The following is a 17,074-nucleotide window of genomic DNA, read 5'->3' on the forward strand; positions in this document are numbered from 1 at the left end:
CCGCATGCCCTAGGCACCCGGCGGAGTTCAGATGCCGAGCGCGCGCATCTGTTGCGACATTTGCGTGAATGATCCGGCAACGTGCTTGTTGATCGCCGCTTCAGCGCGTGCCGCGTCATGCGCCTTGAATGCCGCGATCAGCTCCCGATGCTCTTCCATGATCGTCTGATACCGGACCGGGCTGATTCTCAGTTTTGCACCGTGGACATTCAACGCGGTGCGCAGCTTCCTCCAGAGATCGGCCGCGACGTGATTGTAGTGCTGGCGACAAATCGCCCAATGAAATTCAATATCCAGCTTTCGAAAGGCAATCAGATCAGCAGTTGGCAGTTCCTCGATCCGCCGCTGAATGTCTTCCATCTCCTCAATCATTTCCGGCTGGGCGTAGTCGGCGAACCAGGAAACAAAATAGGGCTCCAGCAACTGAAGCACTTCGAAGATATTCTGAATGGTATTGGCATCCGCCTGCTTGACCACCGCGCCGCGGTTTGGGTGAATTTCAACAAACCCTTCACCTTGCAGTAGGCGCAGTACTTCGCGAACGGGGCTTGTGCTCACGCCGAAGCGATTGGCCAGCTCCGACACTTTCAGTCTTTGACCGGCCTCAAGACGACCCGTTGAGATCTCGTCGAGCACTGCTTCATATAACGAAGCTTCCTGGTCATCGGATTTGCTGAATGCGCTCATGCTTTCCCTTCGGTGACGTGTCGTCCGCGCGTCATTGGTAGCAACCGAAACGCGTCCGCTCAATCCGTAGTTTTGATCTTTTGCTGCACTTTGTTCGTGAATATACAGAAAAAGGTACGTCAAAAACATAAATAAAGTCGACTAAATTAAAAAAATAGTCGACGATTTGAAATTGTTGGTGTAGCTTGCCTGCAATTGGAAGAGAGGTAAACGACATGAAAGAGGCTTCAGGAGTTGTTGACTATGAGGCAACGCCAGTCTCGCGGGGATGGGAGGATCGCGCAGCGCGGATTGCATCCATCACGCCCTTTGTCGTTCGTGTGGGCAAACGAAATCAGTTGCTGGTCAAGCTGGTGACGGAAGACGGATTGCATGGTTGGGGTGAAAGCGGCCTTTCCGGACGGGAAGGGGCGGTCTCGGCAGCGATCGATCATTTTGCTTCCTTTCTTCTGGGTCAGGATTCCAGGCGCATCGGCCGGATATGGCAGGAATGCTACCGCAGTCAGTATTTTGAAGGTGGCAGGGTCCTGACGGCGGCTCTTTCCGCAATCGACATCGCGCTGCATGATGTTCTGGGTAAGCGGCTGGGCGTACCGGTCTATCAATTGCTCGGCGGTCGGCAGCGAGATGTCGTTCCGACATTCGCGAGCACTATGGCGACAACGCGCTCTGAGCTGCTGAGGCAAAGCCGTGAACTCGTGCAGGCGGGATGGGATTGCATAAGGATCTATCCGTCGAACTTCAGAGACAATGTGACTTTCGACCCGAAGGCCGGTCTTGGGGATGTGGCCGGAGATCTGATTGAAATCAGAAAGGAATTCGGACACGCGGTCACGCTAGGCATCGACATGCACCACCGGTTGAGTGTTGCTGAGGCCGCCAGCTTCTGCGCCATGCTGCCAGCCGGTACACTGGACTTTCTGGAAGAGCCCATTCGCAGCGAAGCGCCGGAGGCGTATGCATCGCTGCGTACGATGACAAATATCCCTTTTGCTGTCGGTGAGGAGTTCGCATCAAAATGGGCTGCCGCTCCCTTTCTGGAGCAGGGGCTGACGCAATATATGCGTCTCGATATCTGCAATATCGGTGGCTTCACCGAGGCGATGAAGGTCGCGGGCTGGTCAGAGCGGTTCTACATCGACTTGATGCCCCACAATCCGCTTGGGCCCATCTGCACGGCCGCAACCGTTCACATGTCAGCGGCTGTGTCTAATTTCAGCTGGCTGGAAACGCGCCAATCTCCGGTCGAGGATCTCGGATTTCACGATCCCGCATTGTTTCCCGTTCAGCCCGTTCTGGATGGCCCCAATTATCAAATTCCCGAAGGACCCGGACTGGGAGTGGAGGTCGACGAAGAAGCGATCTCCGGTCAAAGCCCGGCTCATGTTGAAGCGCCGCACCTGCGGCACCCGGATGGTTCGGTCACCAATTGGTGACGGTTCGAATTCTCTTTGCTGATAGAGGAGGAGCAAATGAGTAAGCAGAGAAACTTGAAGTCTGTTCTGATCGGTAGCGTTGCCATGGCATCCCTGACGATGCTGCACATGGGAACTGCTCTTGCAGCGGACTTCAAGGAAGCACCGCAACTTGCCGAAAAGGTCAAGGCGGGGGAGCTTCCAAGTGTTGAAGAAAGACTGCCAAAGTCACCTTTGGTAATGGAACCGATCACCAGTGTTGGCGAATATGGCGGTACCTTGCGCCGTGCCATTCTTGGCGGCGGGGATCAGCACAATATCGTGCGCTTGATTGGATCTGAGAACCTGGTGCGCTGGAGCCCCAACTGGTCTTCCATTGAACCGAATATCGCAGAAAGCTTTGAGGTGTCCGACGACGCCACCACCTTCACGTTCAAGCTGCGTGACGGCATGAAATGGTCGGATGGCGAGCCGTTCACGGCCGATGACATCATGTTCTGGTATGAGGTTCTGCTTGATGAGCGGCTGACACCGAGCAAGCACCCGAATTTTGTCGAAACGGCAGGTCCGGTGCAGGTCAAAAAGATTGACGACACGACGGTCGAGTTCAAGTTTGAGGAGCCGAATGGACTGTTCCTGCAGAACATGGCCTACGGGTTCGGATATTACGTCGTCAACTTTCCGAAGCATTATCTCGCTCAATTCCATATCGATCACAATCCGGACGTTCAGAAGCTGGTGGATGCAGAGCCGGCGGCAGCAGATTGGGTTCAGCTGTTCAATCTGAAGGCCGGTCCCATGCACACGCCCATTTTCTGGCAAAATGCCGACCGTCCGACGCTGCACCCCTGGCATCTGAAGAATGGCTACGGCGCAACAGAAAGGGTCGTTGCCGAGCGCAATCCCTATTTCTGGAAGGTCGATCCGGATGGCCAGCAGCTGCCATACATCGATCAGATTACCTGGGACCAGGTGGAAGACGTTGAAGCCATCTTGCTGAAAGCGTTCAACGGAGAGATTGACTACATGGCGCGCCATATCGGTCGGCCGGTCAATCTGGCGGCGCTGACCGACAACAAGGACAGGGGTAAATACGACTTCTATCAGGTTGGAGACATTCCTGGCAGCCAGACAGCGCTCATGTTCAACCTAAACAATGCAGATCCGGTCAAAAACGAGATCGTCAACAATCTCGATTTCCGCAAGGCCGTCAGCCACGCGGTTGACCGCGAAGCGATCAACGACATTGTGTATCTCGGTGCGGGAAATCCGGTTCAAACAGCGCCGCATCCCCTGTCTCCGTTCTACAACGAAGAATGGGCAAAGCACTCCACAAGCTATGACCCGGAAAAGGCCGGTGCCCTGCTCGACAGCATCGGGCTGGACAAGAAGGACGAGGATGGTTTTCGACTGGGGCCTGATGGCGAACGGTTCACCCTTGTGTTTCTGGTCGCTGATGTATTCGGCTGGCAATACCCGGACGTGATGGAACTTGTTGCCGGTTACGCCAAGGATGTCGGTCTCGACTTCCAGGTCAGGGCAAGTGACAGGTCTCGCCTGTTCGAGATTGTCAGTTCCGGTGAACATGACGCTTATCTTTGGAACTGCCCGGGTGGACTGGTTGATGCCTACGCCAATCCGGACTGTTACCTGCCGCGTGGCCAGGCAGTGTTCTGGGCTCCCAAATGGGCAGCCTGGGGTGCGGATCCGAGCACCGGAACGGAGCCTCCGGAAGAGATCAAGGAACTCTTTGAGATCTACCGCGGTGTGACTTCGACTGCCGACCCTGCAAAACAGGAAGAGTCGCTGGTGAAACTCATCGACAGTGCCAGCAAGCAATTGCTGACAGTGGGGCTTATCCAGAGCAACGGTGCCTTTGGTATCGCAAGGAACAATTTGCGCAACCATGTGGACCCGATGCCAATTGCCGGCCAGCTGTGGACGCCGGCGCCCTATACGTCTCAGTTTTACTTCGAAGGCGGCGACAATCTGCCATAAGTAAACTTGCCACCCGGTTTCTCAATGTTGCGACCGGGTGCACTCCACCGCGAGGTTTGCCATGTCCTCCCGGCACCTCGCGGTTTTTCTCTGGCATCATCCCTGGCGGGCAACATCGGATATGTTTGGCTTTTTATACCGGCGCCTTCTTTACATGATCCCGACCGTCTTTTTGATTTCGGTCGTGACCTTCGTGATCATTCAGCTGCCACCTGGTGACTATTTGGACACATTGGCAGCCGAGTTGAGCGATTCCGGCGGCCTTGACGAGGGAACCATGCAGGCGCTGAGGGATCAGTACGGTCTCGGTCAGCCAATGTATGTTCAATATCTCAAATGGATGTCCCAGATCCTGTTTCACGGCAATTTCGGGATCTCCTTTGAAAAGAACATTCCCGTCAACGACATCATCTGGGACAAGCTCGGCTGGACGTTCGCCATTTCGCTGATGACACTTCTTTTCATCTGGATGACAGCCCTTCCGATTGGCATTTATTCTGCCGTTCGCAAATATTCTGCCGGGGACTATATCGCCACGTTTTTTGGATTCATCGGGCTCGCGGTTCCAAATTTCCTGCTCGCTCTGGTGATGATGTATGTGGCCTTCAAGTATTTCGGTCAGAGTGTCGGCGGACTTGTCAGCCCGCAATATCTTGGCGAACCCTGGACCTTCGACAAGTTTCTGGATCTTCTGGCGCACATATGGATGCCGATCGTGGTTGTCGGCACCTCGGGTGCGGCTGCGTTGATCCGCATCATGCGCGCCAACCTCCTGGATGAACTTTACAGGCCGTATGTCGTCACGGCGCGCGCAAAGGGCATGTCCGAGTTCCAGCTGCTGCTCAAATACCCGGTCCGTGTGGCACTCAATCCGTTCGTCTCGACCATCGGCTGGATCCTTCCGACACTTGTGTCCGGGGAAATCATTGTCGCAGTTGTCATGAACCTGCCAACGACGGGACCGCTTCTCCTCAGGGCATTGCTGGTGCAGGACATGTATCTCGCGGGATCACTCATCCTCCTGGTCAGCATACTGACCGTGATCGGTACACTTGTCTCCGACTTGCTGCTTGCCTGGATTGATCCGAGGATTCGCTATCAATGACCGTTGAAACAACGCTTGGGCCGTCGGGCACTGAAGAACAACACACCCCGGAGCTGCTGGGTCCCTGGGCTCTCATGTGGCGCAAATTCCGTCGTCATCGTGTTGCCTATGTCAGTCTCTGGATCACCGGTCTCATCTATTTCATGGCCTTGTTCGGCGATTTTCTAGCGCCGGAAAAGATCGACGAGACCAACCGGCGGGGCATTTTCGTTCCTCCGCAGGGCATTCACTTCCTGGTGACAGACGAGGATGGCAAGCGCTCTTTCCAGCTTCATGCCAAAGCGTTGAAAATGCAGGTGGACCGGGCGACAATGCGGCGCAGCTATGTCGAAGACCCGAACAAGATCATCCCGCTCGGTTTTTTCGTGGAAGGCTACAGCTACGAGATCCTGGGTCTGATACCGTCCAAGACGCATTTCTTCGGCCCGAAGAACCCACGTGACATTGTGTATTTCCTCGGATCGGACAGGTTGGGCCGGGATATCCTTAGCCGCATCATTATCGGTACGAAGATTTCCATGTCGATCGGGCTTGTCGGCATTGTCGTCTCGCTGGTGATCGGCGTGTCGTTGGGTGGCCTCTCCGGCTACTACGGCGGATGGGTCGATACCCTCATTCAGCGCCTGATCGAGTTTTTGCGGTCTATACCCACCATACCTTTATGGATGGGACTTGCCGCGGCGATCCCGCTCGGATGGCCACCGCTTTACACCTATTTCGTGGTTACCATTATTGTTTCGATGATCGGGTGGACCAGCCTTGCGCGCGAGGTTCGAGGCAAATTCCTCTCGCTCAGAAATGAAGACTTCATCACGGCGGCCCGCCTTGACGGTTTGACGGATTGGGAGGTCATCCGCAAACACATGGTGCCTTCGTTCTCCAGTCACATCATCGCCTCTTTGACCCTGGCCGTTCCGCTGATGATCCTGGCCGAGACGTCCCTGTCCTTTCTTGGCATAGGGCTTCAGCCGCCCATCGTGTCGTGGGGAACGCTTTTGAAAGAGGCACAGAACATCCGTTCGATCATTGAAGCACCCTGGCTGCTGATTGCGCCGGGAACGATGATCGTGATTGCCGTTCTGGCACTCAACTTTCTGGGAGACGGCCTTCGTGATGCCGCTGATCCGCATGCACACTGAACCAGACCAGACAAGACAAAACGCGCAGCCGCTGGTCGAGATCCGGGGTCTGAAGACGCATTTCTTTACCGACGATGGGGTGGTGAAGGCAGTCGAAGGTGTCGATCTGGACATTCACGCAAACAGAACGCACTGCATATTGGGTGAGTCCGGATGCGGCAAGTCGATCATGGCACGCTCGATCCTCCGGATTGTTGATGCGCCGGGCAAGATCGTGGAGGGCAGCATCACTTACCGGCCCGGAGACGGGCGTTCTGTCGACCTTGCGAAAATGCGTCCTGGCTCGCGGGATCTTCGCGAAATCCGCGGACAGGACATTGCCATGATTTTCCAGGAGCCGATGTCCTCACTCGGGCCGATTACGAAGATTGGAAAGCAGATTGTCGAGACGATCCAGCTGCATCGGCGTGTGAGCAAATTGGAAGCAAAGGAACAGGCGATCGAGTTGCTCGACAAGGTGGGCATTCCCCGTCCTTCTGAAAGGTTCGAGGCTTATCCCTTCGAATTGTCGGGGGGCATGCGTCAGCGCGCCATGATCGCCATGGCGCTTTCATGCAGGCCGCGCCTTCTGATTGCCGATGAACCGACCACTGCACTGGATGTCACTACGCAGGCGCAGATCCTTGATCTGATCGCTGAACTGAAGGAAGAGTTGGAGATGGGCGTCCTGCTCATCACACATGATCTTGGTGTCGTCTCGGAAGTCGCTGAAGACGTTTCGGTCATGTATATGGGCAAAGTCGTCGAGAAGGGCGATGTCTTTTCGATCTTTGAGGATCCGCGTCATCCCTATACCCAGGCCCTGATGCAGTCAGTTCCGAAACTGGGGATGGAGAAACGCCGCAGGCTGCCGGCGATTAAGGGGATGGTGCCCCACCCGCTGGCACGACCTTCAGGCTGTGCCTTTCGCACAAGATGCGGCCAGGCCATGGCTGGTATCTGCGACAAGGATGAACCCAGGCTTTTGAGAACCGGCAAAACGGATGTCGCCTGTTTCCTTTATCAGGAGGAGGCCGCAAATGTCTGATGCGATCCTGGAGGTTCGAGACCTCAACATGCACTTTCCCGTTGGTGGCGGTTTGTTCGGCAAATCCACGGATGTGGTTCGAGCGGTCGACGGCATCAGTTTTGATGTTCGCCGCCGCGAAACCTTCGGCATTGTCGGTGAAAGCGGAAGCGGCAAGACAACCCTTGGCCGATGCATCATGCGTGTGCTCAAGCCGTCTTCAGGCAGTATTGTCCTGCGCCGAAAGGACGGTCAGGAAGTGGATCTTTGCCAGAGTGGCAAGGCCGAACTGCGCGATATCTGGAAAGACATGCGCATGGTGTTTCAGGATCCTCAGTCCTCGCTCAATCCTCGTCTACGCGTCTTGGAAATTGTCGGCCAAAGCCTGCGCAAGTCTGAAGGTCTGAGCGGCAAGGACCTGTCGGAGCGTGTGGCACAACTGCTACGACAGGTTGGATTGAGGCCGGAATTCCTGATGCGCTATCCGAATGCCTTTTCAGGAGGTCAGCGCCAAAGACTGGGCATTGCCAGGGCGCTGGCCACGCAGCCTGAATTGATCATCGCCGATGAAGCGGTATCGGCACTCGATGTTTCCATTCAGGCTCAGATCCTGAACCTTTTGCAGGATCTGCAGGAGGAGTTTTCTCTCACATATGTGTTCATCGCGCACGACCTGGCGGTTGTTGAACACATCTGCGACCGCATAGCGGTGATGTATCTGGGGCAGGTGGTTGAGCTGGCGGAAACAGAGGCACTGTTCCGGGCGCCCAAACATCCCTATACGCGCGCATTGCTTGATGCCGTCCCGGTGCCCGACCCACGAAAACGGCGTGGCAAACACAAGGCATCCAAGCTGGCAGATGGTGCGGCAGGTTCCAAAGGGTGTCGTTTTGCTGCGCGGTGCCCACACGCAACGGACCTTTGCCGCAACGAGGCGCCACCTGCAAAGAGAGTGCAGGACGCGGACGTGCTTTGTCACTTCGCGGGCGAGATCTGAAGAACCCGTCGGCAACGACCTTTGCTTCGCACGAAAGAATTAGGACCAAACCCCTCATGACCATTGAAAAGCCGCGTACCGAAAAACCGAATGTCATCCTCATTTCGACGGATCAGCAGCGCGGTGATTGCATTGGCCTCGAAGATCGGCATGTGAAGACGCCGAACATCGATAGGATTGGCCGGGGCGGGGCAATGTTTGCGAAGTGCATTACACCCCACCCAATGTGTCAGCCGGCAAGAGCCTCCATTTTAACGGGCAAGTTGCCCTATACACATGGCGTCAGGGACAATGGCCGTAACCTTGATGAGAAAATCGGGTCCTTGGGGCTGGCCAACGTCTTCGCGGATGCAGGCTATGAAACGCGGTTTATCGGCAAAGCCCATTTTGCCAGCAACGAAACCTTCCATCCAACCGGTGCACCGGAGTGTTATCACAGCACTGCAGACTTTCCCGCCGATTGGGGCGGGCCCTATTTTGGTTTCCGGCAGGTTGAATTGATGCTGCGTCCGCACCACCACTGCGGTTGGCAAGAGGCACCTTATACGCTCCACTACGAGAACTTTCTGGACGGTGATGGCGGCGGACGTGTTCGCTGGAATCGTGCCAAAGAGCATGTGCAGCCTGAAACGTCGCATTTTCAGGCCTGGCGGTCTGCGCTCGAGCCAGGATGGCATTCTTCTCCCTGGATAGGGGATCGAGCGATCGACATGATCAAGAACAGGGGCGACAAGCCTTTGTTTGCCTGGGTCTCTTTTCCGGATCCGCATCCTCCTTTTTTGGCGCCCAAACCCTGGTGCGATCTATATCATCCCGATGAGGTCGACCTTCCACGTCATTGGCAGCTTGACCTGGACAATCGGCCCTGGTGGCACCGCGCGTTTCTGGAAAGCCCAGTGCGGCATAACCTTAAACGTGAGCATGCAGAAGGCGGCAAGAACTGGGGCGTTGTGGACCCGCTTGACGAGCGACAGCTCAGGGACATCACCGCGATCTACTACGGGATGATTGCCTGGATCGATGCTCAGGTTGGCCGGATATTGGAAGCACTTGAAGCAGGCAACGAACTTGAAAACACAATCATCGTTTTTATCAGCGACCATGGCGAGTGGCTTGGCGATCATGGCCTTCTGCTCAAGGGGCCGATGCTCTATGACGGCCTGCTTCGTGTGCCATGCCTTATCCGTGGACCATCCGTTCCAGAAGGGGTCGTTGTCAAAGATCCCGTGTCGACGGTGGATCTGAGGCAAACACTTGCGGATCTGGCCGGTATTGAGGCTTCACCTGACAATGGCTGGTCGTTGCGCTCGGTGATGCTTGGAAAGGTAAGTCGCGACTTTGCACTCAATGAGTGGGAGGTCGATGCTGCCCGAAGCGGCATTGATATGGATCTGACAACAGTTCGGAGCCAACGATACCGGATGTCGGTCGACCTGAAAACGGAAACAGGCGAGCTCTATGACCTTCATGATGATCCGTCGGAAATGACAAATCTTTTCGAGGATGCGGGCTACGCAGCTGTTGTGAAGGAGCATATGGACATGATCAGCAGCAGGCCGGATGACAGGATCCCCGTTGCGCCGCGCGTCGGCTGGCACTAGGACCGTGCCCCAGGCACTGCAGCGCCGCTGTGTGCCCTGACACCTTGCAGCAAACAGACCAGTGAAGGTTCGTCAGGGCTTTTCTTAAGGGGACACCAGCACTTTGATGAGGTGTTCCCGATCTTCGACGAGTTTCGGAAACTCTTCCGGAAGTTCGCTCAGGCCGAGCTTTCGCGATGCGAGTGCGTCTGTTGGGATCTTGCCGCTGCGCATGGCGTCCATGACACGGTCAAAGTCCGACTTGAGCGCGTTGCGCGACCCGATGATCCGGGCTTCGCGTTTATGAAACTCGGCATCGTTGAATGTTATGTCGTCCTTCACGACGCTGACCAGGACGGCGCTGCCGCCATGCGCGAGCAAGGGAAAGCCGTTTTCGATTGCCCTGGCATTTCCGGTTGCATCGAAGACGGCGTCGAAGCCGTCCGCAAGCTCGCCTTCCAGCACCGTGTCACCGGCGATGTGAAGCGCGTTGAAGCCGAACAGTTTGCTCGCAAGATCAAGGCGTGCACGGCTCAGATCCATAAGATGAACTTCAGCGCCGGCAAGGCGTGCGAACAGCGCTGTTCCAATGCCGATGGGACCGGCACCGGTGACCAGCACAAGATCGTCACTGGATATCCCGGACCGGGCAACCGCGTGAGCGCCGATGGCCAGAAACTCGACCATTGCAGCCTGTTCGGCCGTCAGGCCGTCGGCTGAATAAAGGTTCTGCCTGGGCACAGCGAGGCGTGAACACATGCCGCCGTCGCGATGGACACCCAGTACTTCAATATTGCTGCAGCAGTTCGGTTTGCCGCGCCGACAGGCCCGGCATTTGCCGCAGGAAACGTAAGGATTGACCACCACGAGTTTGCCCGCCTCGGGTCCTTCGGCGAAATAACCGGACAATTCGTGACCGATGACACGTGGGTAATTCAGATAGGGATGCTTGCCTTCAAAGATGTGATAGTCGGTCCCGCAAATTCCGATTGCGGCAATATCGACCAGAACCCAGTCTTCCGGCGCACTGACCGGCATGGGCCTTGTCTCCAGAGCCATCTTTCCAGGCTCGACGCACACCAGGCAATTCATGACGTCCGTTCTTGTGTCCATCATGCCTGAGGCTCCAGGTTGCGAGCGGACCAATCAGCCGGAAGTTCGCCCTTGATGATCAGGCTGAGCACATCATCCTTTGTCACTTCATCGATGTGATGAGCGCCGACAACGCGGCCCTTGTTCATCACCACGACGCGGTCACAGAGTTCGAAAACGTCGTGCATGTCATGGCTGACCAGCAAGATGCCGATGCCCTCGGACCGCAGCTGTTTGATCAGCTCACCCACCATCGCCGTTTCCGAGGGGCCAAGGGCCGCGGTCGGTTCGTCCATGATCAGGATCTTCGCTTCAAAATAGATCGCCCGTGCAATCGCTATCACCTGGCGCTGCCCACCGGAGAGACTTGCGACCGGGTCGTTGAGGTTCTTGAAATTCGGGTTCAGGCGTCGCAGCACACGCTCAGATTCTGACATCATCCTTGCGTCGTCCAGATCGCCGAACCGGTTCGTCAGTTCACGTCCAAGAAACAGATTTGCAGGTGCGTTCAGATGATCGGCGAGGGCGAGTGTCTGGTAGATTGTTTCAATGCCGAACTCGCGCGCATCGTGCGGATTTTGAATATGAGCTGCGTGCCCATTGACCTTGATTGTGCCTTCATTTGGCATCATCGCACCCGACAATATGCGCATCAGACAGGACTTGCCGGCACCGTTATGACCAAGCACGCCGACAACTTCGCCAGGATAAAGATCAAGCGACACGTTGTTCACGGCGCGGATGCCGCCAAAGTGCTTTTCAATGTCGATCATCTGAACCAATGGCGGTCCAGACTGGGAGTGCAGGGTCATATTGCCGGTCCTAGCAAAAGTCTGGAATTGGGCCGGGCGCTCCAGGTCAGGAGCGTCCGGCCAAGTGCGTCAATAAAGGACGTTCTGAACCTCAGGGCTGTCGATATTCTCCTTGGTTGCAAGGACAACACCTGTATCGATGAAGCTCGGAACTTCTTCGCCGTTCAGAAGTTTGAGAACGGCCTGTACGCCGAGTTCACCCATCTGGAAGGAGCCCTGGACTGCTGTCCCTGCAAGCGTACCGTCCTTGACGAAATCCTGAAGATCGGAGTTGCCGTCAAAGCCGAGTGCCGTGATGCTGCCGGCCTTGCCTGCCTGCACGATTGCACGGCCCATGCCGATTGCGGTCGGCTCGTTTGCACCGAAGATGCCGACAAGATCGCTATTGGCGGCAAGAACATCGGTTGTCTGGTTCAGGGCAGTCGCCATCTGTGACTGCGAGTAGTAAGGCCCGACAATCTCAATGTTCGAGTTCTCGGTGATCTGCTCAACGAAGCAACCGACACGGCCAACTTCAGATCCGACACCGGCGACGTAGGACATCACGGCGACTTTGCCTTCCTTCCCGACTTCCGAAATCATCTTGTCCGCGACGAGCTGGCCTGCTGCACAGTTGTCTGTCGACAGGAACGCCTGGAAGTAGTCTTTGCCATTTTCGGCAAGTCCACTGTCAATGATCACGACAGGGATCTGAGCCTCAAAGGCTTTCTTAACGGCAGGGACCAGGGCCTCTGGGTCTGATGGGGCGAGTACGATACCTTTGACGCCACGGTTGACCGCGTTTTCAACGAGGTTGACCTGATCGGCGACAGCAGATTCCGATGCCGGGCCGTTGAAGCTCATCGTGTGTTCTTCGACACCTTCGATGGCCGCTGTCGCGCCCTTGTTGACGTTCTGCCAGAAATTGGAATTGGTTGTCTTCACGATGACGGCGATTTCGCCAGCCTGCGATGCAGCTCCGGACAGTGCCAGTGCACTTACCATCATTGCGGTCGTAATCAGCTTCTTCATAAGTTCTCCTCCGTTTGAAGATGCGCTGTTGAGAGACCGGGCATGTCAGCGCCGGTTTCGGATCTGATCGACATAGACCGCCAGAATGACGATGAAGCCGATCACGATTTGCTGGATGAAGGCGGAGACGCCGGCCATGTTCAGACCGTTGCGCAGAACGCCGATAATAAAGGCACCAATCATTGTGCCGGAAATGTTGCCGACCCCACCCATCAGTGAGGCTCCACCGATCACCGCCGCCGCGATGGCATCGAGTTCATACATGACGCCTTCGTTCGGCTGTACCGTGACGAGCCTTGACATCAGAACGTTGCCAGCCAACCCGGCAAGTGCACCCGACAAGGTGTAAGCGCAGATCTTGGTCCTATCGACCAGGACACCTGACAGTCTTGCGGCTTCTTCATTCGAACCGGTTGCATAGATGTGACGGCCGGTTTTGCGACGTTTCAGCAAATAGGCCGCAACCACGGCAACGATTGCCAGAAGAATGACAGGGTAGGGAATGCCGGGAAAAACGACCTTCGGAAAAATCCCACCGGTTTCCTCCACGATCCGGAACAACGAGCCGTTGCCCAGGGTGCCAAATGCTTCGCCAAGGCGCGAAATGGGGGCCGCGCCGGTCAGTTGCAGGGCAATGCCGCGTGCAATCAACATCATGCCGAGGGTGGCCACAAATGGTGTGATCCTCATTTTGGTGATGACGAAGCCGTTGAACGCACCGCAGGCAGCGCCAGTCAGCACGCCGAGTGCCATTGACGGGGCCACGGGAATGCCCGCCTTGACGGATAGTCCGGTGACAACGCCAGAGAGCGCCAGCACTGAGCCGACACTCAAATCGATGCCACCGGTGATAATCACCATGGTCAGGCCGATGCCGAGCAGACCAATGACCGACGTTTGCAACAGAACCGTCAAACCGTTGTTGACGGTGAAGAAAGCGTCATTGCCGAACGAGAAGGCGAATACGAGCACTGCCAGTGTCAGGAGCGCGGATAGCTTGTGCAGTGACCCTGCTGAGAATTTGAACGTCCAGGATGCCGGAGCATCGCTTCGGTCAAAATCCGCCATAAAACCTCCCGTGGCGAAAAATTGAATTTAATTATTAAATACAATATGCGAGGTGGCGATATTGACGTCAATTGTTTTTTATTAAATCATACGAAATACAGGAATTCTTGTTTGATTCTATTATGTTGGATTGCGTTCATGGCAAGAACAGACGATCGCTTCAGGAGTGCATACAACAAACTGCTCGACATTTGCAGCAGTATGGAAGTGGGTGACCAACTGCCGCCCGAGATCGCGCTTGCCAACCAGATGGAAGTCAGTCGTACGATCGTCAGAAGTGCCTTGCAAAAGCTGGATAGCGAGAAAATCGTGCGTTGGGAAGGGCGAACGAAAACGCTTATTCGCCAACCCGAAGCAGGCCATCGTCTTGAACCGGTTGATGCACATATTTCTGCCGAGGAGTTGGAAAAGCGTTTTCTGGAATGGATCCTGAGGTTCGACGTTCCAGCGGGAACATCGCTCAACGTGGCACAGCTCTCGCGACAATTCGGCGTACCGGCGCATAGCCTTCAGGAGTTTCTTGCGGGCCTGAGCCGATTTGGACTCGTCGAAAGGCGCGCAAGGGGGGGCTGGACGCTTTCTGGCTTCACGGCGGAATTTGCAATTGAGTTGTCCGACTTCAGAATGCTCCTGGAAATGAATGCTGTTCGCCAACTGCTCCAGTTGCCCGATGATCATGACATCTGGCAGAAACTGGCGTCACTGAAAGAGCAGCATGAAGCATTGCGGGAAGATCTCGAGACGCGATATCACGACTTTTCAATGCTCGATGAAACCTTTCACACGACGGTCAACAGCGTTGTCAAAAACCGCTTCGTTGTTGAGGCACAGAAGGTCATCTCACTGATCTTCCACTACCACTACATGTGGGACAAGCGGGATGAACGGGAACGCAATGCAGCAGCGATTGACGAGCATCTGGACTGGATCAATGCGATGATAGACAAGGATCCGGAGCGCTCGGAAGCAGCCGCGTTGAAGCACTTGCGACGTTCGAAGGAAACGCTTTTGTCCTCGCTACGCGGCCACAAGCACGTTTAAGGGTCCAGTGCTTAGAAGAGGTCGAGGCATTCCTGCGGAAGTGTCTCCGACAATGCTGCCAGGTTTCTTTCCAGCGATGAGACCCGTGCCGTTCCAAGCAAAACCGACGCAGCCGAGGGATGAGTGCGGGCGTAGTGAAGCGCCGCGGTCGCCAGGGGGATACCGATAGCATCCGTTTTGGCCTTCAGATCTCGCACAGCCTGAAGGATTTCTTCGGAAGCGGGTTCATAGTCGAACCAAGCGCCTTCTTTCGGTCCGGTCGCCAGAATGCCGGAATTGAAAATTCCACCAAGAACCAGACTAACGGATTTCTGCCGGCAGACGTCGATCAGCTTTTCCTCAGCGCCCCTGTCGAGCAACGTCAAACGGCCAGCCAGAAGGATGGCGTCAAGATCGGTGTGGCTCAGGAGATCCAGACAAATCTGCGTTTCGTTCACGCCAAGTCCGAACGCCCGGATCTTGCCCTTGTCCTTGAGCTGTTGCAGGCGATCAAGGCCCGTGCCCAACAAATCCGACATGTGTTTTTCATTGTTCTGACCGTGGGTGTAGGTTCCGATGTCATGGATATAGGCGATGTCGAGATGTCTGACCTGCAAAAGCTCAAAGCTATGTTCCAGCGAGGCTTCGATGCCGTCGCCGGAATAGTCATAGCGAACACTGTTCGGCAACGGCTCGACAAAGCCGTCTGCTTCCTTGAGCGGGGTTCCAGGCGACAACACGCGGCCGACCTTGGATGAAATCACATAGTCCTGTGGGCCGAATTGCTGCAGAAAGCGGCCAAGACGAAGTTCTGCCAACCCGCGGCCATAATGTGGGGCCGTATCATAGTATCGGATGCCGGCTTTCCAGGCATGCTGCAATACGTCTTCCGCCTCCTGATCGGAAACGATCCTCCCGATGTTTCCGATGCCCGATGTCCCAAAGGAAAGATCGGTCACTTCGACATCGGTATTGCCTATCTTGTTAAGCTTCATGAGTGACCGCCATTTCCTGAGTTTGTGCCAGTTTTTCAAGCCGTGGCATCTTCATCGCGGGATCTGCCCTTTGGACCCATGCAAGGAAACCGGCAACACGGCGTTGCGTTTTCTCTTCATGGTTTTGCGCGATATCCGCAAGCCTGTGATCGAGGAAGGGGTTCCGAAACCGATCGAGCGTCGTAGCAACGTAAGCCTCTGCTTCCTGTTCGCGACCATGTGCCTTGAAGCCAGTGACGACTTCTTGCCGGTATAGGTCTTCAAGGTCTGCCAAGTCTTCCGGATCGTCCATCATATCGCGCACAAACTGCTTCGGATTGTCTTTCGACTTCAGCCAGCGCGATACAAGATAAGTGTGACCAAGGTTGAGGATGAAGAGCTTGAGCGTCTCGACTTCCTCCAGATCCTGAACAACCTTGATGCTCGGATGTTTACATGGAAGTTTCAGGCCCGGCTGGTCTTCAATCGCCCAAAGCGCATAAGGTTCTGCAACCGCACCGGCAGGCTGAAGAGGCTCTGACACGATTCTATCGACCAGCGAATTCACCCACAGGACATTTGAGTTGAGCCAGTCCTGGAAGTCTGGAGAATATGACGCCGCAATTTCCAGAACGAGGTCTCGGAGAACTGATCCGTTTTGCGGCACGAGTTCGCAGGGCATGACCTGAAGTGGCTTACTGCCTGAACGGAAACGTTGATGAAGAAACCAGGTCAGTTTCGCAGGGTAGGACATGCCGGCTGAAAATTCCGTGTCGGTATCCTGGGACTGTCGTTTGAATCCTGCGTCGGCGGTGTTTGAGATGATGATCTCGGCATCTTCCGAAATTATCTCGGCCACGTCCTGCACATCTGCTGGCAGGCTGTAGGTCTTTCGGATGCTTTTAATCTTCTGTGCAGTGTTCACCAGATTGCCGCCGTCGACGCCCTTGATCAAGACGTCGTAGCCAGCAGGATCCGCCAAAGCCTTGAGGCGATTTGCCCGGGCCGCATCGCCGCTGCTTTGAACGACCGAAATTTGTCCAAGCGCCTCGCCCCTGTCCAATGCCTCTGAAACGAAGAGATCAACATGTGCCTGCAGGAAGCGGCTGGTACCAAACTGAACAATCGGGGTTGTTGACATGACGCCTCCTGTGTCGTTATTTGTTTTTT

Annotated in this window: 15 protein-coding genes; 8 read left to right on the forward strand and 7 right to left on the reverse strand. The window is 55.5% G+C overall.

The features are described from left to right. Positions 1 to 27: 27 nt before the first annotated feature. Entirely contained in the window at positions 28 to 687 is a 660-nt protein-coding gene (locus K1718_RS07070) for a GntR family transcriptional regulator (RefSeq protein WP_173005913.1), read from the reverse strand. A gap of 215 nt (positions 688 to 902) precedes the next feature. On the opposite strand from K1718_RS07070, the gene K1718_RS07075 reads away from it, so the two are divergent. The 7 genes from K1718_RS07075 (at position 903) to K1718_RS07105 (ending at position 9,948) form a co-directional block, all read left to right on the forward strand. After that, positions 903 to 2,123 (forward strand): mandelate racemase/muconate lactonizing enzyme family protein, encoded by a 1,221-nt coding sequence (locus K1718_RS07075; RefSeq protein ID WP_265683333.1) that lies wholly within the window; start codon positions 903 to 905, stop codon positions 2,121 to 2,123. 36 nt (positions 2,124 to 2,159) lie between these two features. Then, positions 2,160 to 4,100 (forward strand): ABC transporter substrate-binding protein, encoded by a 1,941-nt coding sequence (locus tag K1718_RS07080; RefSeq protein ID WP_265683334.1) that lies wholly within the window; start codon positions 2,160 to 2,162, stop codon positions 4,098 to 4,100. A 121-nt stretch (positions 4,101 to 4,221) separates the two neighbouring features. After that, positions 4,222 to 5,205, forward strand: a complete 984-nt coding sequence (locus K1718_RS07085; protein WP_152504166.1) for an ABC transporter permease — start codon at positions 4,222 to 4,224, stop codon at positions 5,203 to 5,205. Further along, on the forward strand, positions 5,202 to 6,344 hold the full coding sequence (locus K1718_RS07090) for an ABC transporter permease (RefSeq protein ID WP_265683336.1): 1,143 nt from the start codon (positions 5,202 to 5,204) through the stop codon (positions 6,342 to 6,344). The genes K1718_RS07085 and K1718_RS07090 overlap by 4 nt, the downstream gene beginning before the upstream one ends. Then, complete coding sequence (locus K1718_RS07095; RefSeq protein ID WP_265684673.1) at positions 6,319 to 7,371, forward strand: ABC transporter ATP-binding protein; 1,053 nt, start codon at positions 6,319 to 6,321, stop codon at positions 7,369 to 7,371. The genes K1718_RS07090 and K1718_RS07095 overlap by 26 nt, the downstream gene beginning before the upstream one ends. After that, positions 7,364 to 8,347 carry an ABC transporter ATP-binding protein gene (locus K1718_RS07100; protein ID WP_152500268.1) on the forward strand — a complete coding sequence of 328 codons (984 nt, stop codon included), beginning with the start codon at positions 7,364 to 7,366 and terminating at the stop codon, positions 8,345 to 8,347. The genes K1718_RS07095 and K1718_RS07100 overlap by 8 nt, the downstream gene beginning before the upstream one ends. Positions 8,348 to 8,403: 56 nt before the next feature. Next, complete coding sequence (locus tag K1718_RS07105) at positions 8,404 to 9,948, forward strand: sulfatase family protein (protein WP_265683337.1); 1,545 nt, start codon at positions 8,404 to 8,406, stop codon at positions 9,946 to 9,948. Between the two features lie 84 nt (positions 9,949 to 10,032). Here the strand turns inward: K1718_RS07105 and K1718_RS07110 are convergent, their stop codons facing one another. From K1718_RS07110 to K1718_RS07125, 4 genes are all read right to left on the reverse strand, one after another. Continuing rightward, positions 10,033 to 11,019, reverse strand: coding sequence for a zinc-binding alcohol dehydrogenase family protein (locus K1718_RS07110; protein ID WP_418068131.1), 987 nt, complete (start codon positions 11,017 to 11,019; stop codon positions 10,033 to 10,035). A gap of 20 nt (positions 11,020 to 11,039) precedes the next feature. Beyond that, a complete protein-coding gene (locus K1718_RS07115; protein WP_152500270.1) occupies positions 11,040 to 11,831 on the reverse strand; it encodes an ATP-binding cassette domain-containing protein in 792 nt (263 codons plus the stop codon). Positions 11,832 to 11,900: 69 nt separating this feature from the next. Then, positions 11,901 to 12,842 (reverse strand): ABC transporter substrate-binding protein, encoded by a 942-nt coding sequence (locus K1718_RS07120; RefSeq protein ID WP_152500271.1) that lies wholly within the window; start codon positions 12,840 to 12,842, stop codon positions 11,901 to 11,903. Positions 12,843 to 12,887: 45 nt separating this feature from the next. Next, positions 12,888 to 13,910, reverse strand: a complete 1,023-nt coding sequence (locus tag K1718_RS07125; protein ID WP_265683341.1) for an ABC transporter permease — start codon at positions 13,908 to 13,910, stop codon at positions 12,888 to 12,890. Positions 13,911 to 14,048: 138 nt separating this feature from the next. Here K1718_RS07125 and K1718_RS07130 point away from each other — a divergent pair, with 138 nt between their 5' ends. Continuing rightward, complete coding sequence (locus K1718_RS07130) at positions 14,049 to 14,951, forward strand: GntR family transcriptional regulator (RefSeq protein ID WP_265683342.1); 903 nt, start codon at positions 14,049 to 14,051, stop codon at positions 14,949 to 14,951. A gap of 11 nt (positions 14,952 to 14,962) precedes the next feature. Here K1718_RS07130 and K1718_RS07135 read toward each other — a convergent pair whose 3' ends face one another. Next, positions 14,963 to 15,925 carry an aldo/keto reductase gene (locus tag K1718_RS07135; RefSeq protein WP_265683344.1) on the reverse strand — a complete coding sequence of 321 codons (963 nt, stop codon included), beginning with the start codon at positions 15,923 to 15,925 and terminating at the stop codon, positions 14,963 to 14,965. Then, entirely contained in the window at positions 15,915 to 17,045 is a 1,131-nt protein-coding gene (locus K1718_RS07140; protein ID WP_265683345.1) for a mannitol dehydrogenase family protein, read from the reverse strand. Before K1718_RS07140 ends, K1718_RS07135 begins: the two co-directional genes overlap by 11 nt. Positions 17,046 to 17,074: the final 29 nt, after the last annotated feature.

Origin of the sequence: Roseibium porphyridii (assembly GCF_026191725.2) — a bacterium.
Taxonomy (GTDB): Bacteria; Pseudomonadota; Alphaproteobacteria; order Rhizobiales; family Stappiaceae; genus Roseibium; species Roseibium porphyridii.

Bases quoted from the DNA above. Each gene is read 5' to 3' on its own strand.
- K1718_RS07075 (WP_265683333.1), top strand. From the start codon at position 903: ATGAAAGAGGCTTCAGGAGTTGTTGACTATGAGGCAACGCCAGTCTCG.
- K1718_RS07095 (WP_265684673.1), top strand. From the start codon at position 6,319: ATGCCGCTGATCCGCATGCACACTGAACCAGACCAGACAAGACAAAAC.
- K1718_RS07110 (WP_418068131.1), bottom strand. From the start codon at position 11,019: ATGAATTGCCTGGTGTGCGTCGAGCCTGGAAAGATGGCTCTGGAGACA.
- K1718_RS07115 (WP_152500270.1), bottom strand. From the start codon at position 11,831: ATGACCCTGCACTCCCAGTCTGGACCGCCATTGGTTCAGATGATCGAC.
- K1718_RS07140 (WP_265683345.1), bottom strand. From the start codon at position 17,045: ATGTCAACAACCCCGATTGTTCAGTTTGGTACCAGCCGCTTCCTGCAG.
- K1718_RS07080 (WP_265683334.1), top strand. From the start codon at position 2,160: ATGAGTAAGCAGAGAAACTTGAAGTCTGTTCTGATCGGTAGCGTTGCC.
- K1718_RS07105 (WP_265683337.1), top strand. From the start codon at position 8,404: ATGACCATTGAAAAGCCGCGTACCGAAAAACCGAATGTCATCCTCATT.
- K1718_RS07090 (WP_265683336.1), top strand. From the start codon at position 5,202: ATGACCGTTGAAACAACGCTTGGGCCGTCGGGCACTGAAGAACAACAC.
- K1718_RS07125 (WP_265683341.1), bottom strand. From the start codon at position 13,910: ATGGCGGATTTTGACCGAAGCGATGCTCCGGCATCCTGGACGTTCAAA.
- K1718_RS07085 (WP_152504166.1), top strand. From the start codon at position 4,222: ATGTTTGGCTTTTTATACCGGCGCCTTCTTTACATGATCCCGACCGTC.
- K1718_RS07130 (WP_265683342.1), top strand. From the start codon at position 14,049: ATGGCAAGAACAGACGATCGCTTCAGGAGTGCATACAACAAACTGCTC.
- K1718_RS07120 (WP_152500271.1), bottom strand. From the start codon at position 12,842: ATGAAGAAGCTGATTACGACCGCAATGATGGTAAGTGCACTGGCACTG.
- K1718_RS07100 (WP_152500268.1), top strand. From the start codon at position 7,364: ATGTCTGATGCGATCCTGGAGGTTCGAGACCTCAACATGCACTTTCCC.
- K1718_RS07070 (WP_173005913.1), bottom strand. From the start codon at position 687: ATGAGCGCATTCAGCAAATCCGATGACCAGGAAGCTTCGTTATATGAA.
- K1718_RS07135 (WP_265683344.1), bottom strand. From the start codon at position 15,925: ATGAAGCTTAACAAGATAGGCAATACCGATGTCGAAGTGACCGATCTT.